General features: G+C 66.5%; 20 protein-coding genes and 2 pseudogenes. 14 read left to right on the forward strand and 8 right to left on the reverse strand.

All coding sequences use genetic code 11. The features are described 5' to 3' along the window. Positions 1-451 precede the first annotated feature (451 nt). Positions 452-617 (forward strand): annotated as a pseudogene (locus AB0E02_RS27805) (helix-turn-helix domain-containing protein); the annotation flags it as partial. 633 nt (positions 618-1,250) lie between these two features. On the opposite strand, the gene AB0E02_RS27810 reads toward AB0E02_RS27805, so the two are convergent. Together AB0E02_RS27810 and AB0E02_RS27815 are read right to left on the reverse strand one after the other, a co-directional pair. Beyond that, positions 1,251-3,149, reverse strand: a complete 1,899-nt coding sequence (locus AB0E02_RS27810) for an ABC transporter ATP-binding protein (protein ID WP_362143792.1) — start codon at positions 3,147-3,149, stop codon at positions 1,251-1,253. Continuing rightward, on the reverse strand, positions 3,146-4,879 hold the full coding sequence (locus AB0E02_RS27815; protein ID WP_362143878.1) for an ABC transporter ATP-binding protein: 1,734 nt from the start codon (positions 4,877-4,879) through the stop codon (positions 3,146-3,148). Before AB0E02_RS27815 ends, AB0E02_RS27810 begins: the two co-directional genes overlap by 4 nt. A gap of 416 nt (positions 4,880-5,295) precedes the next feature. Between AB0E02_RS27815 and lxmK the strand changes: the two genes are divergently transcribed. From lxmK to AB0E02_RS27855, 8 genes are all read left to right on the forward strand, one after another. Then, positions 5,296-6,357 carry a class V lanthionine synthetase subunit LxmK gene (gene lxmK / locus AB0E02_RS27820; RefSeq protein ID WP_362143795.1) on the forward strand — a complete coding sequence of 354 codons (1,062 nt, stop codon included), beginning with the start codon at positions 5,296-5,298 and terminating at the stop codon, positions 6,355-6,357. Next, entirely contained in the window at positions 6,354-7,319 is a 966-nt protein-coding gene (locus tag AB0E02_RS27825; RefSeq protein ID WP_362143798.1) for a T3SS effector HopA1 family protein, read from the forward strand. The genes lxmK and AB0E02_RS27825 overlap by 4 nt, the downstream gene beginning before the upstream one ends. Before the next feature lie 139 nt (positions 7,320-7,458). Beyond that, positions 7,459-7,668: an LxmA leader domain family RiPP gene (locus AB0E02_RS27830; RefSeq protein WP_362143801.1), complete on the forward strand. Its 210-nt coding sequence runs from the start codon at positions 7,459-7,461 to the stop codon at positions 7,666-7,668. Positions 7,669-7,773: 105 nt separating this feature from the next. Continuing rightward, positions 7,774-7,977, forward strand: a complete 204-nt coding sequence (locus tag AB0E02_RS27835; protein WP_362143803.1) for a hypothetical protein — start codon at positions 7,774-7,776, stop codon at positions 7,975-7,977. 150 nt (positions 7,978-8,127) lie between these two features. Continuing rightward, on the forward strand, positions 8,128-9,090 hold the full coding sequence (locus AB0E02_RS27840; protein ID WP_362143806.1) for an LLM class flavin-dependent oxidoreductase: 963 nt from the start codon (positions 8,128-8,130) through the stop codon (positions 9,088-9,090). After that, positions 9,087-9,701, forward strand: coding sequence for a flavoprotein (locus AB0E02_RS27845; RefSeq protein ID WP_362143808.1), 615 nt, complete (start codon positions 9,087-9,089; stop codon positions 9,699-9,701). Before AB0E02_RS27840 ends, AB0E02_RS27845 begins: the two co-directional genes overlap by 4 nt. Beyond that, on the forward strand, positions 9,698-10,576 hold the full coding sequence (locus AB0E02_RS27850) for a hypothetical protein (protein WP_362143810.1): 879 nt from the start codon (positions 9,698-9,700) through the stop codon (positions 10,574-10,576). Before AB0E02_RS27845 ends, AB0E02_RS27850 begins: the two co-directional genes overlap by 4 nt. Before the next feature lie 38 nt (positions 10,577-10,614). Beyond that, a complete protein-coding gene (locus AB0E02_RS27855) occupies positions 10,615-13,218 on the forward strand; it encodes an insulinase family protein (protein ID WP_362143812.1) in 2,604 nt (867 codons plus the stop codon). Between the two features lie 47 nt (positions 13,219-13,265). Here the strand turns inward: AB0E02_RS27855 and AB0E02_RS27860 are convergent, their stop codons facing one another. Both AB0E02_RS27860 and AB0E02_RS27865 read right to left on the reverse strand, forming a co-directional pair. Next, complete coding sequence (locus tag AB0E02_RS27860) at positions 13,266-13,610, reverse strand: transcriptional regulator (protein WP_362143815.1); 345 nt, start codon at positions 13,608-13,610, stop codon at positions 13,266-13,268. Further along, positions 13,607-14,074, reverse strand: coding sequence for a hypothetical protein (locus tag AB0E02_RS27865; protein ID WP_362143818.1), 468 nt, complete (start codon positions 14,072-14,074; stop codon positions 13,607-13,609). Before AB0E02_RS27865 ends, AB0E02_RS27860 begins: the two co-directional genes overlap by 4 nt. A 218-nt stretch (positions 14,075-14,292) precedes the next feature. On the opposite strand from AB0E02_RS27865, the gene AB0E02_RS27870 reads away from it, so the two are divergent. Together AB0E02_RS27870 and AB0E02_RS27875 are read left to right on the forward strand one after the other, a co-directional pair. Further along, positions 14,293-15,234, forward strand: coding sequence for an ABC transporter ATP-binding protein (locus AB0E02_RS27870; RefSeq protein ID WP_362143821.1), 942 nt, complete (start codon positions 14,293-14,295; stop codon positions 15,232-15,234). Further along, positions 15,231-16,064, forward strand: a complete 834-nt coding sequence (locus AB0E02_RS27875) for an ABC transporter permease (protein WP_362143824.1) — start codon at positions 15,231-15,233, stop codon at positions 16,062-16,064. Before AB0E02_RS27870 ends, AB0E02_RS27875 begins: the two co-directional genes overlap by 4 nt. 58 nt (positions 16,065-16,122) lie before the next feature. Here the strand turns inward: AB0E02_RS27875 and AB0E02_RS27880 are convergent, their stop codons facing one another. After that, on the reverse strand, positions 16,123-16,731 hold the full coding sequence (locus AB0E02_RS27880) for a hypothetical protein (protein ID WP_362143827.1): 609 nt from the start codon (positions 16,729-16,731) through the stop codon (positions 16,123-16,125). A 942-nt stretch (positions 16,732-17,673) separates the two neighbouring features. Further along, a pseudogene (locus tag AB0E02_RS27885) lies at positions 17,674-18,433 on the reverse strand (hypothetical protein); the annotation flags it as partial. A gap of 274 nt (positions 18,434-18,707) precedes the next feature. On the opposite strand from AB0E02_RS27885, the gene AB0E02_RS27890 reads away from it, so the two are divergent. From AB0E02_RS27890 to AB0E02_RS27900, 3 genes are all read left to right on the forward strand, one after another. Next, positions 18,708-19,457, forward strand: a complete 750-nt coding sequence (locus AB0E02_RS27890) for a maleylpyruvate isomerase family mycothiol-dependent enzyme (RefSeq protein ID WP_362143830.1) — start codon at positions 18,708-18,710, stop codon at positions 19,455-19,457. 742 nt (positions 19,458-20,199) lie between these two features. After that, positions 20,200-20,526 (forward strand): hypothetical protein, encoded by a 327-nt coding sequence (locus tag AB0E02_RS27895; RefSeq protein WP_362143833.1) that lies wholly within the window; start codon positions 20,200-20,202, stop codon positions 20,524-20,526. Between the two features lie 456 nt (positions 20,527-20,982). Beyond that, a complete protein-coding gene (locus AB0E02_RS27900) occupies positions 20,983-22,668 on the forward strand; it encodes a sel1 repeat family protein (protein ID WP_362143835.1) in 1,686 nt (561 codons plus the stop codon). Between the two features lie 516 nt (positions 22,669-23,184). Here the strand turns inward: AB0E02_RS27900 and AB0E02_RS27905 are convergent. After that, on the reverse strand, positions 23,185-23,568 hold the full coding sequence (locus AB0E02_RS27905) for an XRE family transcriptional regulator (RefSeq protein WP_362143838.1): 384 nt from the start codon (positions 23,566-23,568) through the stop codon (positions 23,185-23,187). Between the two features lie 555 nt (positions 23,569-24,123). Further along, on the reverse strand, positions 24,124-24,816 hold the full coding sequence (locus AB0E02_RS27910; protein WP_362143842.1) for an RES domain-containing protein: 693 nt from the start codon (positions 24,814-24,816) through the stop codon (positions 24,124-24,126). Between the last annotated feature and the right edge of the window lie 250 nt (positions 24,817-25,066).

Consider the following 25,066-nt stretch of genomic DNA (forward strand, 5'->3'; position numbering starts at 1 on the left):
ACCGGCTCCGCGCACACACGACCTTGGCTCAGTCTCCCATCCAGGTGCTCTGCTGAGAGCAGTGCGAAGTGCTCCTGGCCGTCCGACCCAACGCCCGGACGGCCAGGACCAATGTCCGTTTGGGACTGCCCGGCAGCTGTGGTGGCCGGGCGTACTAAGGCTGATGAGATCAGCGAGTGAACTGAATGATGCCAGCGAACTCGAAGGGCAGGGCGGCTGATACCGGTGCTGGCTCGCAGTCCAGTTCACGGCACACCCCGACCGTCCGCCGGGAGTAGACCGCTGCACCCCTACTGGCACGGGCGAGTCCGACACTGAGGATCGGAGGGCCTGGAGGCGCTCTCCCGACACGTTGGTCACGCGCGACACGCCTTGAGGGCGCTTGAATGAAGTATGGGCCTTCTGGCTCGGTGGGGATTGCGACATCTACCGCCGACTGCAGGAGGCACGCGTGCCCCACCTTAACGCCCCGCTTCCCCGACCGGCAGGCTCGGCTGACACGTTGCGACGTTGACGACGGCTGGCCCTTGCGCCGAGCCGCAGAACGCTTCCAGGTCAGCCACATCACAGCCACCCACTGGGCCAGCCGCTCTCGACTGCAGGGCCGGGCCGGGATGGAAGCCCGGCCCAGCCCCCCATCAGCCTCACCGCGCACCCGCCACCATCCCGTGTGGGTGCGGCGCGCCCACGCACCCCGCCCGAGTGGACGCTGCAAATGGACACGCAGGCGAGCCGCGCCCGGTCGCCGTGCCTCACGGGGGAGTGCACCGTGGGCGGTGGTCGGCGGCTGAAGCGGATCAGCCGGCGGGACGCCATCGCGGCTCTTGGGGCTGCTCCGGGCCTCCGCCGCCCTCACACCTGGCGCCGAGGTCACCGACATGGCTGGTGCCGCCATATGCCGCATCAGGAGCACCTGACCGGTTCAACGCCGCTCTGCGCCGAGCTTTCCCGAATGGCTCGACCACCCGCACCACGGCGTAACGACAGCGTGGGTTCCGAGCCGGCTCAGGCCGTTGTAGGTGGAAAATCCGTCCTGGCGGGTCGCAACGCCCGGTGAAGACAACCGATCGAACCGGCCGCCGCGGGTCCGGGAGTCGGTCACCAGTCATGGAAGTCCCACTGGCGCAGCACCAGGGTCACGTCGCGACGGCTCCCTGAACGGTCTTCCCTCTATGCCGGCCAGCGATCGCTCAGGCCGGCTCGGCCTGTTCGGATCGATGGCGAACCGCGCATGAGGCCCCATCATTTCCTCAGACCACGACTCGACCTGGTGGCTGTGCGAACTGTGCTTCGTAGAGCCTGGCGTATGCGCCTCCGGCTGCGAGAAGCGCGTCGTGTGTGCCTTGTTCGACGATGAGGCCGGATTCCATGACGAGGATCACGTCCGCATCGCGGATCGTCGAGAGCCGGTGGGCGATCACGAAGCTCGTGCGTCCCGAGCGCAGCTGGGCCATGGCTCGCTGAATGAGGACCTCGGTGCGGGGGTCCACCGAGCTGGTCGCCTCGTCCAGGACGAGGATCTCGGGATCGGCCAGGAAGGCTCGGGCGATAGTGATCAGCTGCTTCTCTCCGGTGGAGACGTTCGAGCCCTCATCGTCTATGACCGTGCCGTAGCCCTCGGGGAGGGTGTGCACGAAGCGGTCGACGTGCGTCGCCTTGGCCGCCTCGACGATTTTGTCCATGCAGGTGTCCTGAGGGCCATAGGCGATGTTGTCGGCGATGGTGCCGCCGAAGAGCCAGGTGTCTTGAAGGACCATGCCGATGTGGGAGCGCAGCTCCTCGCGGGACATCGCGGCGGTATCCACGCCGTCGAGCGTGATCCGGCCACTGTTGACCTCGTAGAAGCGCATCAGCAGGTTGACCAGGGTGGTCTTGCCCGCGCCCGTCGGGCCGACGATGGCGACGGTTTGACCGGGGCACACGGTGAGCGAGAGGTTTTCGATGAGCGGCTTGTCTGCTTCGTAGCGGAAGGAGACGTCCTCGAAAACGATCTTGCCGTGGACGTGCTCTGGCCGTACTGCGGCGGCAGCATCCGGCCTCTGTTCCTCGGCGTCGAGGAGTTCAAAAACACGCTCGGCGGAGGCCGCGCCGGACTGCACGAGGTTGGCCATCGACGCCACCTGCGTCAGCGGCTGGCTGAACTGCCGCGAGTACTGCACGAAGGCTTGGACTTCACCGATCGACAGCGAACCGCTCGCGACCCGCAGACCACCCACGAGCGCGACCAGCACGTAGTTGAGATTGCCGATGAACATCATGGCGGACTGGATGAGGCCGGAGACGAACTGGGCCTTGTAAGTGGCCCGGAAGAGCTCCTCGTTTTCTTTGCGGAAGGTCTCCGCAGACGCCTGCTGCCGGCCGAAGACCTTCACCAGCGCGTGGCCGGTGTACATCTCCTCGATGTGCGCGTTGAGCTTGCCGGTTGACTTCCACTGCGCGACGAAGTGGGGCTGCGCCCGCTTGCCGATCTTGGTGGTGACCACCACAGACAGTGGCACGGTGACCAGTGCGACGAGAGCCAGCAGCCAAGAGATCCAGAACATCATCGCCAGCACTCCCACAAGCGTCAGCAGCGAGACCATGATCTGGCTGAGGGTCTGCTGCAGCGCCGTGGTGAGGTTGTCGATGTCGTTCGTTGCGCGGGAGAGCACTTCACCTCGCGGCTGCTTGTCGAAGTAGCCCAGCGGCAGCCGCCCGAGCTTCTCCTCCACCTCCTCGCGCAGCCGGAATGCCGCCCGCTGCACCGCCGTCGTGACGGTACGTGCCTGGAGGTAGCCGAGTACCGATGCCACGACGTAGATCGCCAGTGCCCACAGCAGAATCCGTCCGAGCGCGTCGAAATCGACTCCGTGACCCGGTGCGACGTCCAGCGATCCGATCATGTCGGCAAGGGCGTACTGCCCGTGCTCGCGCAGGGATTCCGCTGCCTGTCCTTTGCTGATACCAGCAGGCAGCTGCCGTCCCACCACCCCCGCGAAGATCAGGTCTGTCGCGTGACCGAGGATCTTCGGCCCGACGACGGAGAGGGCCACGCTGCCGATGCCGAGTGCCAATGAGGCCAACAGCAGCAGGCGTTCGGAACGTATCGCGGAGATCAGCCGTCTGAAGGTTCCGAGTGCGTTGCTCGCCGTACTCTGTGCCGGAGTCATGCGGCTTCCCTCTCGGTGAGCTGGGAGAGCACGATCTCCCGATAGGTCTCGTTGGACTCCATGAGTGCGGAGTGGGGCCCGTCGCCGACGATGCGCCCCTCGTTGAGGACGACGATGCGGTCGGCATTGCGGATGGTCGAAACGCGTTGGGCGACGATGAGCACGGTCGCGTCACCGATCTCGCGGGCGAGGGCAGCCCGCAGGTGGGCGTCGGTGGTGTAGTCGAGGGCGGAGAAGGAGTCATCGAAGAGGTAGATCTCCGGATTACGCACCAGAGCCCGGGCAATGGCCAGTCGCTGGCGCTGGCCGCCGGAGACGTTGGAACCGCCCTGCGCGATGGATGTCTCAAGCCCTTCTTCCATCGCCTCGACGAAGTCGCGCGCCTGCGCGATCTCAAGGGCGTGCCACAACTCCTGGTCGGTGGCATCAGGTCGGCCATAGCGCAAATTTGAGGCGACGGTCCCGGAGAAGAGGTATGGCTTCTGGAGCACGATGGACACGGCTGCGGAGCGCGCGGAGCTGTCGAGTTGGCGTATGTCCACGCCATTGATGCGGACGGTCCCGGACGTGGCGTCGAAGAGGCCCCCAGCCAGTCCGAGCAGCGTTGACTTGCCGCTTCCGGTGGAACCGACAACGGCCGTCACCTCGCCGGGCCGCACGACGAGGGAGATGCCCTTGAGGACAGGTTCTTGGGCACCCGAGTAGCGGAATTCCACGCCGGCGAGCTCCAGACGACCGCGCCCGTGCAACTCCGTGACCGGTGCGAGGGGGGATACGACGCTGGAGTCCGTCGACAAAACCTCGTCGATGCGCTCGGCGCACACCGCGGCCCGCGGCATGATCATGAACATGACGGTGGCCATCATCACAGACATCAGGATCTGGGCAAGGTAGCTCAGGAACGCCGTCAGCGCGCCAATCTGCAGGTGCCCCTGGTCAATCCGATGGCCCCCGTACCACACGACGGCGATACCGGCACTGTTGATCACCAGCATGACAGCGGGAGACATGAGCGACATGAGCCGTCCGGCGCTCAGGGAGATGTCGCGCAGACCAGTGTTTGTACGGGTGAATCGCTCGCGCTCGTACCGGTCGCGGACGAAGGCACGGATGACGCGTATGCCGGTGATCTGTTCCCGTAGCACCTGGTTGACCTGATCGATGTGATTCTGCAGTCCACGGAACAGCGGCTGCATGAGGCGGAGGATCAGTACGACGACAACGCCGAGCACTGGGACGACCAGCAGAAGAAGAGCGGACAGGGGCGGGTCCTGCCGGAGCGCCATGGCGATGCCGCCGACGCACATGACCGGCGCAGACACCATGAGCGTGAGCGCCATGAGCACCAGCGTCTGGACCTGTTGGACGTCATTGGTGGTCCGGGTGAGCAGCGAGGCTGCCCCGAAGCGGTGCAACTCGACGCCGGCGAAGGACTGGACACGCCCGAAGACGGCGGCACGGAGGTCACGGCCGACAGCTGCGGAGATTCGTGCACCCAGGAAGGTGGCGCCGAGGAGGCAGGCGACCTGCAGCAGGGTCACTGCGGTCATGACAGCGCCGACACGCAGTACATAGGTCACGTCTCCCTTGACGACTCCTTTGTCGATGACGTCCGCGTTCAAAGCCGGCAGGCAGAGCGTTGCGACCGTCTGTGCCAGCTGTAGCAGTACAAGAAGTGCCATCGGTCGGACATAGGGCCGTAAATGGGACCATGCAAGTCGGATGAGCATACGAATGCCCTCATAATCGGACGAAACGGATTGAATCCGCAACGGAGGAGGATTGTGCCCAGACGGAACTTCGCCCCCTGCGTGGGTTCCCCACGGTGAGTGCAACGTTAATTCGCTGACCTCGCCTGCGAAACGGGAATCGGCGGTGCGCGGCTGGCGTTGCGGCGCCACGCATTGGCAGTGACGTGCCAGCGCGGAATGTGGCGCAGTGACGCAAGAGGATGACAGTGTTGCCCCCGGCACGACGATGCGCGGGGGGACGTGGCCGGGGAAGATTCAGCGAATGCTGCGGATGACGCCGCTGTATCAGCTCCCCTAACTCTCACCTGATTTCACCTGCAGGAACACGAATTTCTCGGGGGTAAGGAATGGCGAAGTTAGGGTACGCTCCGTCGGACCTCGACGCGGTTCCGGAAGTGGATTCACTGCTGGAAGACCTTGGATTCGGGGCATTCGACAGGACGACGCTCGCCTCTGCGCCCGGACGCAACGAGGCATGGACCGGGACGACGTCTAACGGCCGCAAGGTCTTCGTCAAGCGGCTCAGGGGGCCCGAGGACGACGTCCGCGGACGCATGGCCAGACTGCTCGCGTTCGAGGGGTTCGCCAGCGGCGGTCGGCTGCGCTACTTGCATCGCCCGGTCCTGCTGGGCAGCGACTCTGGTGCCGGACTGGCTGTCTTCGAATGCATCGAGGACGCGCAGAACGGTGCGGAGCTCATGATCGATCAGACATTTGACAACGTCCTTTCCTTTGCGGCCGGGCAGGCTATCGGCAGCCTGCACGCCACTGCTCCCGGCACTGCAGAACTGGAGACCAAGCCGCCTTCCCTGCCTGCCCCGCATCTCCTTCGCGGGATTCCGGAGAGTCTTTTCGGAAACCTCAGCTTCGGGCAGATTTCAGCGTGGAGCTTGATGCAGAATGACTCTGAGCTGAGCGAAGGCGTGGAGAATCTCCTTGAGGCCGAGCGTGGCGCAGAAAAGGTGCCGTCACATTGTGACCTGAGGGTAGATCAATTCCTGATCAAGGACGACGTGCTGTATATCGCCGACTGGGAAGAATTCCGCTTGGCGGACGCGGCCCGCGATGTCGGCGGGTTCGCCGGTGAATGGCTCTACCGGTCGGTCCTGGACATTGTCACCACACGTGGCGATGCAGAGGGCGCCTCGACCTTCGTGGACTTCGAGTTGACCCACGATCTGATCGTCAGCCGCGGTGTCGAGAAGCTTGAGCGGCTCCGTCCGCGCATCGAGAACTTCTGGCGGGGCTATCGCAGCATGCGCCCAGAGGTCGATGCCGGCCTACGGGAACGTGCGACGGCCTTCGCCGGCTGGCACGCGCTGGACAGACTCATGGCGAGCGCGGTACGGAGTGCCCGCCTCTCCGGGATCGAGCGGGCGGCCGCTGGGGTGGGCCGCGCGGCCCTTCTCGCCCCTGCAAAGTTCGCCACCACTCTTGGATTGGAGGAAACCGTATGACGGCCCCGGACACCCTGTCCCTGCCCGACCAGTTCCACCAGGTGCTGGACCAGGTCACGATCACCGAGGACCTCTCGGCTGCCACCGTGGGGCACCGAGAGATCGAGGCGGACAGTCCGCGTGAACTGCAGCGTCTGCTCTCGGCCGCGCTGTACGACGTACTCCACGCGGGAATGGATGCCGAGCCCGGATCGCTTCCCTTCCACATCCGGTCGCCGGAGTTCGAGAGGCAGTTGGCGGATGCTGTTCCGCACCGGGTGGCACAGGCACCCGGAGTCGTCTGCGTCGCTCCTGAGGCGGAGCGCAGGGTGGTTCTCGTCCAACGTGAAGGCGTGCGGGTGTGGACGGCGCGAGACAAGGTGCTGACTCCCGGAACGCTGACCGAGGGGCAGCACGTGATGGTCTCGGCTGCAGCCGCCCGGCCCGCGCTCTCACCGGGTTTCTTCCTCGTGGATGGATCTCTGCCGACGCTGCGCCGTGGCCCGGTGCTGCGGGTGTATGTCCATCTCGCCGACCCGGACCTGGCCGTGGAGGTGTGGCGAACTGCGCTCCAGCTCCTGGAGGACAGGCAGGCCCACTACCGCGCGAAGGTGTTGTCCACCAAGCTGCTCTACCCCCGCAGGGATGCGCTGGTGGTGTATCTGAGGGACGGATCGTGGGATCTCGCAGGAGCCCTGGCGGAATCCCTCGGTGGCCTGCCGGGCCTGGGAGAGGGCGTCTCGCTGTTCGCCCGCCCGCTGGCGAAGGGCATCGCGGCGGCCTGGGAGCCCAGCGACCAGCGCGCGGGCATGCGCGGGCTGAGTTTCGGCCAGCACCGGGCGGGCGTTCTCGCCAAGGCCCTGATCGACCACGGAAAGGGTGCGGGCCCGCTGCACGAGAAGATCACCGAACGATTCACCGAGGCCCGAATCGCCCTGGATGACATGGCGTCAAATGCCGACTCACCGGCGGGCATCGTCTGAAACGGATATATCGATCGCGCCCTTGGCGCGGCTGAACCGGATTGGAGCGGTTGCAGGGAGCGGGTGCACACGCTCCCTGCTTCCGGCCCAAACGGGTACGGGATGCAAAAACACACGTAACCATCAGAAAGGGGCAACAGTGAACCGCAACGCCGCCACCATGGAGCTCGTCGCCGGTTACGGCGCATACGCCGATGTGTCGGAGCTGAACGCGGCCGCGTCCTCCGACGCGCCGGCAACCACCTTCGTGTGTGTCTCCGTTATCTCCCTCGAAAGCTCGGCTGCGTGCGCCAGCGCGGCTTCCGCCGCCGCGAGCGCCATCACCTCCACCTTCGACAAGGGCTGCTGACACAGCCCCCGAAAGAGGACTGCCGACAGCCTGAACTGCGCTGACGGGCAAGAGACTCATTCCATCCACGCCGGTTGCTCCGGCCTCAAGAAAGCAGGTTTGATCATGACCCATAACACGATCGCCATGGAGCTCGTGTCCAGCTACGGCGCGTACGTGGGCGCCGACGGCCTGGCCGCCGACGCCATGACCGACGCTCCGGCCACCACGCCGGCCTGCATCGCCAGCGTCGTCTACACCATCGAGAGTGCGGCCTCGGGCTTCTCGGTCTCGCAGGCTGTCACGGCCACATTCGACCACGGCTGCTGAACAGACCGTTGCGGGCCAGATCGTGATGAGCCGCAGCGGGTGCCGGTCGAGACGGCACCCGCTGCGGCGGTCTGGGTGTTCTCAGGACTTCCCGGAAACCTCTTACGTCAAGCCACGCAGCCGACGCCAGAAATACCTTGGAGGACTCCCGTGGCTGTGATTTCCGTACTCGTCCCCTTCGTACCGCACCGACCAGAGCATATCGTTCCGTATGCGGCGTACCTGCAGTGGAGCCAGGCACACCGCCTGTGGCAGGGGCAGTCGACGCTGGTCGAGTCTCATCAGGCATTCGCTTTCGCGGCAGGCGCGGGATTCCGGGTGCCAGTGGGGACGGGCGTGACGTTGATGCCTCTGCGTCACCCCTATGAAGCCGCCGTGCAGGCCAGGTCGCTCGCTGCCGCGACGGGGCATCCAGTAGTCGCGGGGTTCGGGCCCGCAGCAGAAGTGTTCCAGACGAGCCTGATGGGTGCTCCCTATACCAGCCAGCTGACTGCTGTTGCCGAGTACATATCCGCGGTACGGGGCCTGCTCGAAAGCGACGGTGTCGAGCAGGAAGGCGCGTACTTCCGGATACGCACCGGGTTGCATCCCCTGCCGACCCCTCCGGTGGAGGTGGGGCTCGGTGTGCTCCGCCCCCGTATGGCACGCCTGGCCGGCGAGCTGGCCGATGTCGCGATCACCTGGCTGACGCCCGCGGACTATGTGCGGGACGTGGTGGCGCCGGCTCTGCGCGAGGGCGCGGAGCGCAAGGGGCGCAAGACTCCGCGTGTGGTGTCCATCGTGCCGATGGCGGTGAGCCGTCCGGATCGGGACCCGGTGCTGCTCGCGCGCGCCAGCAACACGGGCCACCTGAACATGCCGCACTACCGCGACATGCTGCGCAGGGCCGGTATCGAGACGGTTCCCACCGATCTCGCCGCCGGCGCCAAGGGGCTGGTGGACGGCGGAGCCTTCCTCTACGGGCCGGTGGAGGAACTCGCCGAGCGTATACGGCACTTCTGGGCCTCCGGAGTAGACGAGGTCGTTGTCAACCTGACCGGGGTCTACGCCGCGTACGGTCCCCAGGCAGCGCTGAACGAACTCGACGAGATCGTCAGGGAGGTCGCCCCGTGACCACTGGTGCGGAGGCCCTGTCGCCGCTGGGCCTGTCCCGGCTTCTTCTGGTGGTCACCGGGTCCTATTCCGCCGCGACCATGCCCTTCTGGCTCAACTGGCTCGGCGAGGTGTACCCCGCGACCGAGATCAAAGTGGTGCTGACCCACAGCGCACAGCGGTTCGTCACCCGGCAGGGCATGTCGGCCCACCGATCGGGCGAGGCACTCGTCGACGCCTGGTCCGATGACAACAGCTGCGCCCCTCATGTCGAATGGGCGGAATGGGCGGAAGGGATCCTGGTCTACCCAGCGTCATTCCACTTTCTCGCAAGGCTTGCACTCGGCCTCGCCGACAGCCCCGCCCTGCTGGCCGCCCAGTGCACCCCCGCACCCGTGGTCGTGGCACCGGCCCTGCCGCCAGGTGGCTGGCAGAGCCCCGCGTGCACGGCGCACGTGGCCGCCCTCTCGGCCCGCCCCAACACTGCACTGCTGCCGCCGCGTCCAGGAGTCAGCAAGACCACCGGACGACCGGACGCATGGGCGCCAGCGCTCTTTCCCCATGCCATAAGGGAGTTGGAGCGTCTGCGCTGCGGGCTGGCCGCTGGCCCCTATGAGAAGGCCGCGGGATGACGTCCGCGAAGACCGGCGACCGGAGCGATGATCGCGCGTACGGCACGGGGCTGTTGCGCACCGCGATCCGACCATGCCATGAGGGCGGCTGGCTGTGGAGCCGGGAGCCCGGACCGCAGGCACCGCAGACCTTCGCCGTAGTGCCGCCGTCCCTGACGACGCTGCTCACGAGCCTGGGCGATGGCGGTCCGGACCGGCTGGCCCCGGCACGGCACGCCGGCAGCACCCGTCACTACCAGGTGACGGGCAACGAGTCACTGGCCGCCCGCCTTCTGAACAACGGGCCCACAACCGAGGCGGAGACGTCCCTACTGCGTGTCGGAGCCCTTCTCGCCCGCCTGCACAGGCTGACACCCCCCTCCGACATGCCGTCCCGCCGGCCGGCCGGCCTGGACCGCCTCGCCCACTGGCTGTCGAACGGAGCAGGGTTCGGCCCGGCACGCGAACTGCTGCGGAAGGCCCTCGGCGAGGTCCGATGGGGCGTTCTCGGCAAGTGGTGCTCCGAAGTCGTCGCAGACTCCAGGCACGTGCTCTCCCACGGCAGCCCCTCCCTGGGAGCGACGGTCATGGGTGCGGCCGGCGTGGAGCTGCTGACCGGCGAGGACGTGTGTATGACCCCGTGGTACGTGGACGTGGGTTGGGTGGCTGGGGAGCTGGTGGAACTCGCCTGGCAACAGGGAGGCGATCACAAGCAGTGGCAGGTCCTACTCTCAGCCCTCTATTCCGGCTACGGGCGTGATCTCGGCAACCGCTGGAACCGTGCGGCTGCTTTGCGTACCGCGCTTCACCTGCACGACTTCAGCACCTACGTGGCGTGGCGGCCGCAGGACGTCCCGCGCTACGCCGGATTCCTGTCCTTTCTCATCGATCTGTGACGACGAGGCTCGAACCTGTGACAGCGCGACGGAAAACGATGGCTGGCGACCCGAGTGACCAGGGACTGGTACGCGCGGTGCTGCCAAACGGACTGCGCATCCTGCTGGACCCCGTGCCAGAGGTGCCCCGCGTCGCCGTCTGCGTCACCTACGGGGTGGGCTTCCGTTCCGAGCGACCGGGCGAGGAAGGGCTGGCCCACCTCTTCGAGCATCTGATGTTCCGGGGCAGTGCGAGCCTGCCCGATGGCCGGTTCTACGAGCACATCCGCCGACTGGGCAGTGAAGCCAACGGGACCACGCACCAGGACTACACGGATTACTTCCAGGTGGTGCCGTCCGCCGGCCTGGAGCCGGCGCTCTTCAGCGAAGCGGACCGCATGCGCGCGCCACGGTTCACCGAGCGTGTCCTTGCGGAGCAACTGAAGGGTGTCGAGGCCGAGATCCGGGAGCGCACCCTCGACCGCCCCCTCGGCGGCTTTCCGTGGCCACTGCTCCCGCAGGCCCTCTACAGCCTCCACCGCAACGCCCACGATGGCTACGGCGACATCGCCCAGCTGAAGAAAGTCACGCTTCAGGACTGCGCTGACTTCTTCGAGGAGCACTACGCCCCCGGTAATGCCGTCCTCACCCTGGCAGGCGGATTCGACCCCCAGGAAGCAATTCTTCTGGCCAAGCGGCACTTCGGCCGCATACCACCGCGCCGATGCCCACCGCGCCCGGAGCTGGACGAACCGTTCGGCGTCCCTGGCTCCGTCCTCACCTGCAGCGAACCGGCGATCACCAGCACGGCAGTCGCCCTCGGGTATCAACTCCCGGGGCCTGAAAAGGACCTGAGCAGATATCTGGCCACCGTTGTCCTCGCTGGGAAGCTGAGCAGAAGCGGTGCGACGGACGATGCGGGGCATACCTGGAAGGCGAGTGGCAGCTGCGGATTCTTCGGTCCCTTCGATGCCGTGAGTCCGGACGCCCTCATCGTCGCCGGGTTGCTGCCCGGCGGAGCTGCCCCCGAGGAGTTCCTGGCGGCCGTGCGGTCATCCCTCGCGCGATGGGCCAGTGGGGACGTCACCGCCGAGGGTGTGGAAGCAGTAAGCCGCCGCCTGCGCGTTGAGCACCTGAGAAACCACAGCGATCTGCTGGCCCGCAGCCGCATGCTGGGACGGCTTGAATACCTCTACGGGCGCCCGGAGTTGCTTGACGAGATACCGGACCAGCTGGCGGTCGTGTGCGCCGCCGACGTGGCCCATGCCGCAGAGGCTCTCGCGACGGCGCCGCACGGTCTGCTGGTGATCGAGCCCGCCCCAGTGCGGAGACGGCCTGCGCCCTCCGTCGCGGCCGATAGACCGGTTCAGCGGCAGGCACCTCATCCGCACCCTGCGAACGAACGGCCGGCCCGTGGGCACCAAGGGCCGCTGCCCGTACCACCCATGGGTAAGCACCGGCATGCGGAGCTCCGCGCTGCCAGGGACGAGGTGCTGCCCAACGGGCTGCGTGTCTCGGCCATCGAGGACCCCAGGGGGCAAGTGGTCGAGGCACGGCTGCGGCTTCCCCTCGGGTCACTCGGCCTGACCGCACCGCACGCCGTCGGGCGCCTCCTGCGCGACAGCATGGTGCGCGGCGTCCAAGAGGCCCTGACCGTTTCCGGCGCCTCCTTTGCCGTGCGGATGAGCGGAGACGGACAGTGGCTCGAAGCCCTTGCCCATGTTCCCCACCATGAACTGGAGGTGGGGCTGGCACCGGTCGCGGCAGTGGTGGCGGCCGTCGCTGCGGCTGATACCGGAACGGTGGCTGAGGGAGAGAATGTCACAGCGGAACCCGCTGCGGAGCCCTGGCGGCTGATGGAACTGGCTCTGTGGAACGGGGTCTGCAAGCAGGACGGACGGTACGAGGGGATCCGTCCCAGTACTCAGGGCGGTTGTCTTGCCGTCGTGGGTGCCCTGTCCGCGGAAGCGGCGCTGAGCCTTGTGAAGCAGCTGCTGCCTGGTACTGCCGAGACCGGCTCGGCGTCCGCCCGCGGAGGAGTTCCTTGGGCAGGCGCGGAATTGAGGCATGTGGAGCAAAAGGGATCAGCGGAGGCTGGGTTCCTCCTCTGTTCCCCGGAAGCATCCGACGCCGAGGGCGAAGCCACGCGATACCTCACCACCGCTCTTTTCGGCGGCTACTACGGATCGCGGCTTGCCACGGCGCTCGGCGATCTGGGCGCACCTGTTGCGGAACTTCTCGTCGGGCGGGACCGCTTCGTGGGCCAGCGGCGAGCATGGGTGCGAGCGAGGACGGCAGCTGTCGATGCGGCGCAGCTGTTGGATGTCGTGTGCCGGGAGGCGCATCGCTTGGCACACGAACCTCCCTGCACAGCCGAACTCGCGCAGGCGGCGGATTTCTGCGCCGCGCAGATGACATCGGTCTTCGACTCTCCGGCAGCACTTGCCGACGCCCTTGCCCGGTTCGGCGTACTTGGATGGGCGCCCGAAGCGCTCACCACCTTTCCGGAGAGGCTGCTCGCTGTAACTGCTGGACAGGTGTCCCAGACGGCCGCGCGGCTCCTTCGCCACGAGTTGCGTGGCGGAGTCGTGATGGGCGATCCAACGACCCTGGAGGCACTGCACGCCGTGTGGTCGCGTTGGCGCCCCGGGGGAAGCACATGACGTGCGGGATGTGCCTCGGCCGCTCCGGGCGGCCAGGGCGCCTTCTTCTAGTCGCCGACCGAGGAGTCCACGGTTGCTCCAAGAGCTGCCGCCTCGGCTGCGATCGCCTGAAGCGCGGCGAGGTGATCGGTGAGAGCTTGCCTGCCCTCATTGCTCAGGCGGAGCCAGGTCCTGGGCCGCCTCCCGATGGCGCCCTTGCGCACCTTGATGTAGGAAGCTGCCTCCAGACGGGCGACCACTTTGCTCAGACCGGATTCGGACACCGAGCACCCCTCGCGGACCGCGCGGAACTCGGCCTCCGCACAGCCGGAGAGGAACGCCATCACCGCGAGCCGGGTGGGGTGATGAATCAGCTCGTCGAGTGCCGGAGGGCGGCGTGGATCGATGCTCATTTGGCACCCGCCATGACGCGCTCCCGATGCAACAGCAGCCAGTTCACCAGACCACAGCTCACACCCAGAGTGATGAACAGGCCGGCTGGCCCGGAGACGAGGAACAGCGCGGCGGCCAGAGCCAGTGAAGCCAGGTACGCCGTCGCGAGACCGCGCCCGCTGATGAAGCGAGGGACGGTCTGGATGATGCCGGGGCGGCGTTCGACCCGCTGGGCAAGGAAGCACTGGACGACCAGCAGAACGGCGCCCGCAAGCTGGCATCCCGCCGTCAGCTGCCACGGGGCGGTGGCCACGACCCACTGGAGACCGATCAGTGTGAACCCGGCGGCAAACAACAAGCCATTGGCGGCCGGATACCACGCAGGCAGGGGGCGGGGCCTCTCGACCGCTGCCGCCCGGGCAGCCTCAGCAATGCGCAGCGCCGTTGCGGCCTTGGCAGCGCTCGTCGCGGGTGTGTCATCCATCGGTAGGCCTCCAAAGTCCAGTCCCACAAGGTCACTTGAAATAGTGGCATTTACATTCCTGGTAGGCAAGTACTAGCGTGGCAGGCAAGTCGGCCGGTGCGCAGAGCACGGCCGGGCGCGGATAGCCGCGCCGTTACACAACACCCGCAAGCGCAATGGGGGGCGCCTGTGTTCAACGGGCTGAGCAAGAGAACCGACGACAGGCTGGTGGAGGGGATATGACGGTGACTGCAGACGCCGTTTCCATGGCCGGCGGCAGGACATACGACCTCGCAATATGCACCACCGGGCTGCGGATGCGGTACGGACAGCACGACGTCCTGGACGGTCTGGACCTTGAGGTCCGCCGTGGTGAACTGTTCGCGCTACTCGGCCCGAATGGAGCCGGCAAGAGCACCACGATCGAGATCCTCGAGGGCTACCGACGCCGTTCCGCAGGCACCGTCGAGGTGCTGGGGGTGGATCCGGAGCGGGACGAACCCTCCTGGCGGGCGCGGATCGGCATCGTGCTCCAGTCCAGTCGGGACCACGGCCGCTGGCGGATCGGGGACATGCTCGATCACTTCGCCCGGCACTACGCCGATCCCTTTGACCCCGCGGAGCTGATGGAGCGGGTGGGCCTCACAGCCCAGGCGTATCAGACGCTGAGCACGCTCTCCGGCGGCCAGCGCCGACGGCTTGACGTCGCCATGGGCATCATCGGCCGCCCCGACCTGGTGTTCCTGGACGAGCCGACGACGGGCTTCGACCCCGCGGCGCGCCGTGACTTCCACGCACTGCTCACAGAATTACGCGACGAACGCGGCATGACCATCGTGCTCACCACGCACGACATGACCGAGGCCCAGCAACTCGCGGACCGCATCGGCATCCTGCAGACCGGCCGCCTCACTGCAGTCGGCACGCTCGACGAACTCGCGGCGGCGGCCAGCGCCCGCTCCGAGGTCCGGTGGACGGACAAGGAGGGAGTGGCGCAAAGGCTGCTCACCGCAGATCCGTCGCAGACACTCTGGGAGTTGCACCAGCAGTTCAACGGCCCGATACCCGGGATCGAAGTGCGCCGCCCAACCCTTGAGAATACCTACCTCGGTATGGTCGGTGCCGATCTGCCCGAGGAGACCGACACCGACCTCACCGCCGCTCGTACGGAGGCATCGTGAACCCATTACGCCTCGGACTGCACCGAGGCTTTATCGAGCTGCGCCAGGTCATGCGCACCCGCAAGGACCTCTACGCGTACCTGTCGACTCCAGTGATCTTTCTCGGTATCAGCTACTGGCGGGCCGGGGGGCACAAGGGCGAGATGACCCAGCTGTCCCTGGCCGGCGGCATCGCCTCGACCATCGTCATGTTCGGCCTGATGACGGTGCCGCAGTTCCTCTTCGGTGATCGCGAGGACGGGACGCTGTTGCGACTGCGAGGCATCCCCGGTGCGATGACGTCCTACCTGGTGGGCAAGACACTCTTCGTCCTGGTCAATCTGCTTGCTTCGGTTGTACTCCTTCTCGTGGGCGGCGCGGCGCTTCTGGGCGTCGATCTTCCGAGCAGTCTGGGGCAGTGGAGCACCTTGTGCTGGGTGGTTCTCCTGGGCATCGCAGCCGTGGTGCCGATGGGCGCAGCCATCGGTTCGGTGCTTCCGGCGGCGCGGGAGGCGCTGGCTCTCTACATGCTGCCCGTCATGAGCCTGATGTTCATCTCCGGCGCCTTCTCACCACTGCGGAACCTGCCGTCCTGGCTGCAGGACTTCGCCTCGGTGTTCCCACTGCGCTGGATTGCCCAGGGCGTACGCTCGGCATTGCTTCCCGACAGTGCAAAAATCTTGGAACCGACGGGCGATTGGCAGCACTTGCCCACCCTCGGCGTCCTTGCCGTCTGGGTGACTCTGGGCTTTCTGCTGGCCCCCCGGTTGCTGCGCCGGATGACCAGCCGCGAATCCGGCAGCCGGCTTTCGGAACGCGAGCAGAAGCGTATGGCCAAAACGGCCTACTGATGAAGCAGGTCGGGCCTGCGTATTGGCTGGTTCTGCGCAGGCCCGCCCGGAGCCACCGTCAAGCGCTGATGTACTCACGTGCGACGAGGGCGGCTTCGGTGCGGCTCGTCACGCCGAGACGTTCGTAGAGGTCGGCCACGCGCCGGTGGAACGTCCGAAGCGAAACGCCCAATTCACGTGCGCGGGCGAGGTCCTTTCCCGGCTTGAGGATGAGGATCAGGAGTTCCTGGTCAGCGGGTGCCAGACAGAGACGGTCTTTCGTGAGCTGCCCGAGTTCCGTGGATTGTTCCCATGTCTGCGAAAAGAGCCCCCGCACCACGGCCACCAGATCGGACTCCTTCGTTACCATGGCGCCGCCCTCCGGGTCTTCGGGTTTTGTGTAGAGGAGGGCTGAACGGTTGTCACAGATCAGCAGGTTGCTCTTGAGGCTAGCCGCGATCCGGACCTCTGCTCCCGCCACGCTGATCTGACGGAGGTACGCGAAAGTGGAAGCATCATCCAGCGCGGCGGAATCAAACAGATAGCGTATCGCCACGCCACGCCGGATCCAACGGAGCGTCAGGTACTCGTGTAGCTCCAAGCGGGCCGGCGTCAGCCGGTCCAGCCGGAGGGCAGCGAGTACTTCGTGATGGGTGGCGAAAGCCAGGTCTTCGATCTGTTCGCGCACTTCTCTCGAGCCGCTCAATCGGCGTATGTGGATGCCGCCTTGGCGTCTTTCTGTTGACGCCGCATCGATACCGTCAAGAAGTGGTTTCCCGTTAAACATGTTCCCCCTGGGCGCTGGGCCCCTGCATGCGAGTGAACCTGGTCAGAACCCCTCCGCTCGATCGCGATGAGTCGGATTCCCCCCTCCTCGATCGCAATGAGTCGGAATCGGTCTTCTCGATCATAATGAGTCGGAGATGGGTCTTCCACCACCTTCGCCCTAAGGATCGCAGGTGCATACCAAAAGTCACCCCCATCAACGTAGGTGAATATGCGCCATGTGGGTGCCGCGATCGAGCGGGAACGATGCAAAGGTCGCGTATCGTGCTGGGGGGTCAGATCGAACGAAAGGGTTCCTTCGGTGATCTACTTGCCACTGCCGAACCGTCCGTCCCTCCCTGATCTTGAGCCGGTCAAAGGCGCCATTCAAGACGCACTCAACGACGCTGACGAGTTGGAACGTCCAGGTTTGCGAAGGGCATTCGACATTGTGGACGGGTTCGTCTCCGACCGGTCTCCTGCCACGGAGGAGTGGGCACAAAAGACGCTTGCCGTTGCCGGGATCGATCCGAAGGCAAAGGAGATCAGGGCAATCCAAGCGCTCCGGGCAGCACGGCCGAGCCTCAGGATGAAGGAGGCGACTGCTTTGGTCCGATCCCTGAGGTCGTAGGTACCGGGTTCGGTACGGAGTCAGCCGCCGTTGGCCCTTGCAGGGCAGCCCTTCGAAGGGTCGGCGCACCGGTGGTCCTGCCGCGACGCGGCGCAACACCGGGCACAGACGGTTCAGGTCGGGGCCGGTGCCGACTTGTCGCTCGTCCCACCAGGTGGCGCCGGCGTCGTCCAGCGGGCCGATCACGTCCCTGGCCTTGTCGTATCCGGGGGCATGGCACCGCCGAGCATGATGGATCTCGTTGCAGGTGAGTGGTATCAGGTTGTCCGGCCCGGGACGGCGGGAATCTTGGTCGGCAACGGGCGAGGGCGAGAAAGGCATGGGCGAGTATCGCGAGGATGACCCGGCGGTGCCAGGACGTCCAGCCTCTGACCTGGTGTTCGTCCAGTCCGGCCAGGCCTTTTCCGGACTGGAAGGTCTCCTCGATCGTCCATCTGGGTCCCGTCCCTGCACCAGGGTGGACAGCGCTGCCTGGATGGCCGAGCAGCGGCGGTACAAGGTGAGCCCGCTGGTTCGCCGGTTGCGGCGGATGAGCAACTGGTGGTGGCCGGGCCGGTTGTCGACGATGTCCGCCAGGGCCCAGTCGTAGAAGCGGTGGCCCTTGGCTCCGGCGCCGGCGCCAGAGCTGGCGAAGAGTCTTGCCTGGCTCGTGCGGGGAGCTTCTTGACCAGGACGTGGGCGCGGAAGTTGCCCGCGTAGGTGGTGATCTGCTGATCGCGGGCAACGGCGAGCACGTAGCCGACTTGCCGTTTCTCCAGCATGGTTCGCAGGTGCGGGTCGCCCGCCCGGCAATGCCGGTCTACTGGCGCTGCATACCCGCCGTGGCGTTGCACAGTTGCTCGACGACGAAGCTGCGGGTGTCGTCGCGAACGGTGTCGGCGTCCCATTCGGCGCGCGACAGCAGGTGCTGCAGGCCGTACGGGGGCGTGTCCCCGGCATGTTCGACGAGCGTCCAGCAGTTCTTGCGCGACAGCTCCGACAACAGCCCGGGCATGAATGCCCGTGCCCGGCGCCGTGGTTCTACCCGGACGAACCGTCCTGCGATACGGCCATCAGGGTCTCGAACGTCTCCTGCGAACGAGCAGGCTCTGTCCTGTGGCCTGCGGCCCCTGTCTGATCCTCTGTCTTCACATACCTATGATCACCGATGGCCGCATCCGCTCTCGGACCCGCCCCGACCAGCAAGAACGGGGTCTGCAACTGGAGTGCCAACGGGTCGGTGGAAACCGGATGGCCGCAATGTCGGTGCCTGGTGATAGGAAGCTGGGATGACCCAGGCACCTGCCTTCGAAGACCTACTGGCCCTGATCCAGGACCGCTCCGCCGCCCTGCGCAGCAGTGTCGCGGGCTCTCCCGATCTGGATGTCTGCGTCCCCAGCTGCCCCGACTGGTCCCTCCGTGACCTCGTCGAGCACCTTACCGAGGTGCACCGGTTCTGGGCGGCGGCGGTCGGGGCCGGCCCCAGTGAGAAGCCCCCGACAGTGGCACTGGTCGATGACTTACCGTCAGCCGACCTCCTGCCCCGTTCGGCAGCAGCTACGCAGGAGCTGATAGCCGCCCTGCGAGCCGCAGGGCCCGAAGAGGGCTGCTGGACCTGGTGGCGCGACATCAACGTGCCCACGACGAGTAGCGCCGTGGCTCGCCATCAGGTCCGGGAGGCCGCTGTCCACGCCTTCGACGCCCAGCTGGCCACCGGAACTCCCAAGCCTGTCCCTGCGGCTGTTGCACTCGACGGCATCACCGAGTTCATCGGCGTCAGCCACGGCACCGCCGGCCCCTGGCCGCACGAGCCGACTCGGATCGGCCTGCACGCCGCCGAAGGCCAGTCGTGGCTGGTTGACCTGACGGCGTCGACCTCACACGTCACCGACGGCCGACACAAGACGACCGCCGACCTGCACGGATCGGCGACCAACCTTTTCCTCACCCTGCACGGCCGCCTCCCCCTCGACAGTCTGCGAAGCGAGGGTGACCGCGCCACTCTGGAGTACTTCCTGAGCTGGCCCGACCTGGGCTGACCTCCGCACCACCACTTTGGTGTCGTTCGTGGGTTCGCATCAGCCTACGCCGGCCCAGAGGCAGGAAGATCGGCAGTACGTCTGTTGAGCAAGGATGCCAACGAACCGTTACCGTCTTTTGTTCGCGGCTCTCGTCCTACGTGTCTGGGACAGACGCGCTCTATCCCGGCGGAGTCGACGATGTGATCGTACGGGTGGGGCTGGTCCGTGCCGGCGATGCTGGCAGACTGGAACAACGCAAGTGTCTGGCAGCGGCTGCACAAAGTACGCCGGCTGAACTGCGGTCCACAGGTCGGCTCGATTCGTCCAGGGCGCTGATCGACAGCCGGCGTGCCCGACGGGCGCGCCCCGTGCATGTACCGCCATACGACCCTCGCCCTCGACCAGGCCCTATGAGCCGGGCCTTGGCCGCGGAGCATCAGAAGAGCGGCGGCTCGCGAAATGGTGGTGGCCGTCCAATGGATCGGGGCGGCGTCTGAGAAAATGCCGACTGCTCCTCCGATATCAAGGAGATGTCCACAGGGCCACTTTCGGTGTGCCGAGACTTCTACCGACATGCTACGTTCACCGAACGCCCGCTGCCTGACAGGCGGTTCAACCCGCTCGGTCTCCGACCGGGTGTCAGTGCCGGCGAATCGCAACAACCGCCGAGTGACGGAGTTTCGGGCTTCTGTGTCGGCACTTCCGTTGCACCAGGTATGACATCACTGCCAGGCACGGGAATCTTTCGAGAAAGAGGAAAATGAACAAGCTCCTGAAGTCGGCTGCCATGGTCGCCACCACGGCAGCCGTGGCAGTCTGCTCTCTCGCTGCCACTGCCCCGACCGCCTTGGCGGACGGCTCCCAAGCCTGCACACGGGATGACCGGAACCGTACGGCCTTCGTCACTGACCTGAACGCCCCCATACACGCCGAGCCCAGCGGCTCCTCCAAGGTCGTCAACTACGGGTGGAAGAGCTTCTCCATCATGTGCAGCAAGCCCGGCGGCAGTCACCGCTGGTGGTACGGCTACGGGGGCCCGTCCCGCGACACGCGAGGTTGGATCTGGGGCGCCTACGTCACGAAGTGACTGGTCCCGGTTCACTGCTCCGAGCTGAGGCGGGGCACGTCCCGCTGGGGTTGCGCCAAGGTGTCGCCTGCGGCTGAGCAGTAGTAGACGACTGACATTCTCGCCCGTAACCGGTGCACCGACCCCGCGTGGCGAAGACCATAAAGGTGACGGCCGGTAGAGCGGGCGCTGACCTGTGAGGCCAGTTGAACTGGGTGGTGCTCTTGGGGTACCCCAGAGCACCACCATCACCTGTGCCTGACCCCGCGGAAGATTACCCGGACCGTTCCTTACTGCAAGCGGTGTGCAGCGACTGGAGCCAGGACTTACGGAAACGGACCGGTACGGGCCTGTGCCTGGCGCTGCTCCTAAGCGGTCCGGCATTGCCTGCCTGGCGCACCGCGACGCGGAGCATATGAAGTCCGTACCGATGGGCCATCGTTGGCCGTGCTCCCGCAGGATGAAACGATCCGGGGCATGGCACAACAGAACGAGCTGCAGACCATCGAGGCCCGTGGGGAGGCCCTCGTCGCCGCCGCCCTGGCAGGTGACGAGAAGGAGGCCCGTCGGCACACCGACTTCTTCGTACTCGGTCGCAGGGTCGACGAGGGGATCCCCTACTGGGAGCGGGCGGTCGAGGCGGGCGATGCCTTCTCCGCATACACCCTCGCCCGCTACCGCAAGATCCGTGGTGACCGCCGGGAGGCCGAGCGGCTCTACCGGCTCGCTGCCGATCGACACTCCGGGTGCGCGTACGGTCTGGCCGTACTGCTCCAGGAGAACGGCGACCCGGAAGCCACCGAATGGTTCCGGACGGGCTGGGAGATGGGGCGTCTGGACTGCAAGATCGAGCTGGGCAAGCTTCTGGCAGCTGAGGGAAAGCCGGCCGAGGCTGCCGAGTTCCTGATGAAGGGCGTGGACATCGGGGACATCGCGGTCTTTGAATGGGTGCAGCGCTTCGAGCACATACGCAAGACCTTCGACCAGATCGCCGAAGACCTCGACGCGGCGGAGGCAGCCGAGGACGGCGAGGCTGCGTGGGAGGCGGTGGCACCGCTGCGGGACATGGCCCGTGAGTTCAAGGAGTACCCCGGGCTGACGGCGGAGGCCGAGGAGTACTGCCGCAGAGCCGGAGAGCTCAGCCCGGCGGCTCTCGTCGAACACGCGGTCCTTCTTGAGCGGCGGCACGCCGACGACCACTGGCCCGAGGTCCGCGAACTCCTTCTGCGCTCCCATACGGCGGGCTACAACGGCGCGGCCTTCATCCTGGGGCTGTTCAACGAAGAGCGCGGCGACCCGGCCGAGGCCGAGCACTGGTACACCCTGGCAGCCGAGGCAGGGCACAGGGGCGGGCGGCGGATGCTCTCCGACCTGTGCATGCGTCAGCGTCGGCTCGACGAGGCGGAGCGCTGGCTGAGCGAACTCGACCCCGAGGACGAGAACGTCGCCGAGCTGCTTGCCACGATCGCTCAGCTCCGCGAGGAGGACGAGGTACCGCACGAGCAGGATCTGCGCCGGCTGCCGGAACTGCGTGAGCGGGCCGGCGCGGGGGACCTGCAGGCGTCGTACGCGTACGGGAAGATGCTCTACGAGTGGGGCGGGGCGGCGGCGCGCTGGATGCTCCACCGATACGAAGCGGCAGCGATCGCGGGCGACACTGCGGCAGCGGCCGATCTCGCATCGCTGTATGAGGAACTGGGGAAGCCCGAGCAGCGCGACCATTGGAATCGGATCGCCGCAGAGGCCGGGGACCACGACTCCTGCAGCGGCATGGCCTGGCTCTCCGACTACCACAAGGACTACCAGGAGGCCGAGCGGTGGTTTATCCGCGCAGCCGCCGACAAAAGTCCACTGCGCGCGATGCTGGCGGGCAAGGCCATCACCCAGCGCGGCGGGTACGAGGAAGCCGAACCGTACCTGCGCAAGGCCTGGGAAGAGGGCCGGGAGGAAGCGTTCGGAACGGAGACAGCGGGCTACTACGGCCTGGTTTTGAACCGGCTCGGACGCCATGCCGAGGCCAGGGAACTGCTGAGTCTGGCCGCCGAGCGTTGGTGGGACGACGTCATGCCTCGGTACCGGGCGAATGATTTGGATGTGATGGCCCGGATGCTGGACCCGGAGGAGGAGTTGGAGGCCGCCGAGGAGGCGCTGGCGGCGGACTGAGTCGGCGCGGCCTGCCGCTCACCGGGCTCCGGTACGACAGCGGTACGGCGTCCCCAATGTGGGGCTCCGGTGAGCCTGGGTGGGTGAGGCATCGAGCGGCACGCTGGCGTGCCGCTCGGGTCCGGCTAGTTGGCGGAGACTCCACATGCTGGAGTGCCCCGTCCACGATCTGACCGCGCAGGATGAGCCCGCGCTCCATTCAGGCCCACGTTCGGCCGGTGTGGTAACCGCCGCCGTTGGGACGGCCGCATCTATGGGAGCCGGCCCGATTACTCTGAAGTTCGGCTGCCTGTACGCATATCCGTCGCGCCCGGCGCCCCCCACCAGTGGTCCCCCCCACACGGGCAACCTTTGCCACGGAAGCCTTTGTACGGCCAGCGTGCTGCATATCGCCGCAGCGGGAGCCTGGTCGATTCATCCGCTCTCTGCAGCTCCGCACTCTGCCAATGCCGGTCTACGGCACTGCCAGTGCAGTGGACCCAGCCAAACGCCGGGCCCACAACGAAGCAGACGGGGCTAAAGGTCGCCCTTGATGTACGAGCGTGCGGCTGCCATGACGTCCTTGAACCGGTCGGCTGAGATCGCCTGGAGGGGCGAGTCGTCGTCGAGCTGTGGGTTCATGCCGATCATCCACGCGCGCGCGGTGTGGCAGTTTTCGGCGTGCTCGATGGTCTGGAAGACCTGATACGCGGCGCGCAGACGCAGTTCTGAGTCGATGCGCGGGGTGATTTGCGCGGTGCTCCACTTGCCGACCTGCTTGGGGTCTTCGATGCCGGCGATGTGGGCGGTGAGGCGCTGGCTGAAGGTGTCCTGCAGGAACCGTGCGATCTCGGCGGTGGTCTGGCGCGCGGTGTCGCGGTTGGCAGCTGCTTCAGCGGTGATCTCTCGCTGGGTTTGCATGGTCTCCTCGTTTCCTCGTCGCTGGCGTCCCTCGGGAGGTGCGTGAGCGGAGGATGGGCGCGGGGCGCCGGATGAAGGCTGTGGGCGCTGCACAGGCCTGGCTGACTGCGTGTGCGCGTCAGGTCAGGTATCAGCCGCGGTGGGCGGTGTGGCGCCGGATGGGCGTGGCCGTGCGTCGGGTCGCTACGGCAGTTCGCGTGGTGGCAGCCTGGAGGAGATGGGGAGGGTGGTGAGTTCGCGCGGTGAGGCACGCTGTTTGGGGCAGTGGAGGTGTGTGGCCGGGAGGTAAGTGGATCATTCGGTGGTCCAACATGAGGTCTCCTGTTTGGTGTTGAGAAAAGGCTACCCGTTTACACGCTGCGTACTCCACCACTTTCCCCCTTTAAAACACCCTCAAAGTCCACCAGCTACCGGGCAGTAGGCGCCTGAGCTGGGCTTTGTCGTGCGAGCTGTGGGAGAAAGTGGTGGGAGCGAAGTGCGGCACGACACGGCGAGTGCGCCCCTTCGGGCGACTCTTCGCACGCCCACGCGTCGCAGCACGCGTCGCAGTACGGCTCACCAGACGGTGAGTCCGTACTCCTTCGCGACCTCCTGCAGCTCCACCGACTCGGCAAGGATCGGCCGGCGCTCGGCTTCCTCAAGGTCGGCGTCGCCGAGGATCGCCCAGCATCGGCGGCCACCGTAGCCGGAGTGGTAGGCGATGCCTTGTGCCAGCATGTGGCCGGCGGCGTTCCGCTGGGCCACCGTCCAGGCCGCGATCTGGCGGGCCACCCGCCGGTCGGCACCGTGGATATGGTCATTCGTCAGGGGACCGCTGATGCCCCAGGCGGCGAGTTCGCTGTGCAGTTCCTTGGCCAGCAGGGCCCGGGTCGCTTCGCAGTCGACGTCGAGGAAGCGGGCTTCCTTGTGGGGGAGCAGCCGGACCAGGATGCGGTCCTCGCGCCAGCTTGAGGCGAGGTGGCCGGGTTTCATGAGCGCGGGTTTGGCGGTGCCGTCGGTGTCCAGGAGTTCCCGGATGCCGGGGTCTACCCGGAAGGCGGCCAGGCCCTCGGCGTAGCAGCCGGTGGGCTCGCTGCAGCAGTAGAGCATCCCGTAGCTGGGCAGGCTGAAGCGGCCGGCAGAGGAGCCAAGGCTGGTTTCGGGTTCGAGCCTGTTGCGCTGGAGTGGGTCCACGGCTCGGCCCAGACGCCACACTCCGCGCGGTGGGGCGGCGATCAATGTGACCGGCGGCTCGTCGGTCGCGGTCATCGGCGGCGCCTCCTCGGTGTCGTGGGCACCGGCGAAGGGGCGGGGCGGCGTGGCGGAGGAGCGGCTGCCGATATCGGGGGAGCGGAAGTCCCTAAGGCGGCAAGGGAGGGTGTGGCTGGTAAGGCTGCGTTCATGGGTCCTCGCTGAGGGACGTGCTTGCAGAGGTGGGCGGCCGTCGCCGGGCCCGCAGGTACGTGCGCGGGTGTGCGCCGTTGCCCGTGCAGGATCATTTTTCCGAAAGGAGCCTCTG

Source organism: Streptomyces sp. NPDC048196 (genome assembly GCF_040652715.1).
GTDB classification, from domain to species: domain Bacteria; phylum Actinomycetota; class Actinomycetes; order Streptomycetales; family Streptomycetaceae; genus Streptomyces; species Streptomyces siderophoricus.

Coding starts and splice junctions, on each gene's coding strand:
- AB0E02_RS27810 (WP_362143792.1), bottom strand. CDS start 3,149: ATGACTCCGGCACAGAGTACGGCGAGCAACGCACTCGGAACCTTCAGA.
- AB0E02_RS27860 (WP_362143815.1), bottom strand. CDS start 13,610: ATGAGCATCGATCCACGCCGCCCTCCGGCACTCGACGAGCTGATTCAT.
- AB0E02_RS27900 (WP_362143835.1), top strand. CDS start 20,983: ATGGCACAACAGAACGAGCTGCAGACCATCGAGGCCCGTGGGGAGGCC.
- AB0E02_RS27825 (WP_362143798.1), top strand. CDS start 6,354: ATGACGGCCCCGGACACCCTGTCCCTGCCCGACCAGTTCCACCAGGTG.
- AB0E02_RS27855 (WP_362143812.1), top strand. CDS start 10,615: ATGGCTGGCGACCCGAGTGACCAGGGACTGGTACGCGCGGTGCTGCCA.
- AB0E02_RS27835 (WP_362143803.1), top strand. CDS start 7,774: ATGACCCATAACACGATCGCCATGGAGCTCGTGTCCAGCTACGGCGCG.
- AB0E02_RS27870 (WP_362143821.1), top strand. CDS start 14,293: ATGACGGTGACTGCAGACGCCGTTTCCATGGCCGGCGGCAGGACATAC.
- AB0E02_RS27815 (WP_362143878.1), bottom strand. CDS start 4,879: ATGCTCATCCGACTTGCATGGTCCCATTTACGGCCCTATGTCCGACCG.
- AB0E02_RS27850 (WP_362143810.1), top strand. CDS start 9,698: ATGACGTCCGCGAAGACCGGCGACCGGAGCGATGATCGCGCGTACGGC.
- AB0E02_RS27890 (WP_362143830.1), top strand. CDS start 18,708: ATGACCCAGGCACCTGCCTTCGAAGACCTACTGGCCCTGATCCAGGAC.
- AB0E02_RS27910 (WP_362143842.1), bottom strand. CDS start 24,816: ATGACCGCGACCGACGAGCCGCCGGTCACATTGATCGCCGCCCCACCG.
- AB0E02_RS27905 (WP_362143838.1), bottom strand. CDS start 23,568: ATGCAAACCCAGCGAGAGATCACCGCTGAAGCAGCTGCCAACCGCGAC.
- AB0E02_RS27895 (WP_362143833.1), top strand. CDS start 20,200: ATGAACAAGCTCCTGAAGTCGGCTGCCATGGTCGCCACCACGGCAGCC.
- AB0E02_RS27865 (WP_362143818.1), bottom strand. CDS start 14,074: ATGGATGACACACCCGCGACGAGCGCTGCCAAGGCCGCAACGGCGCTG.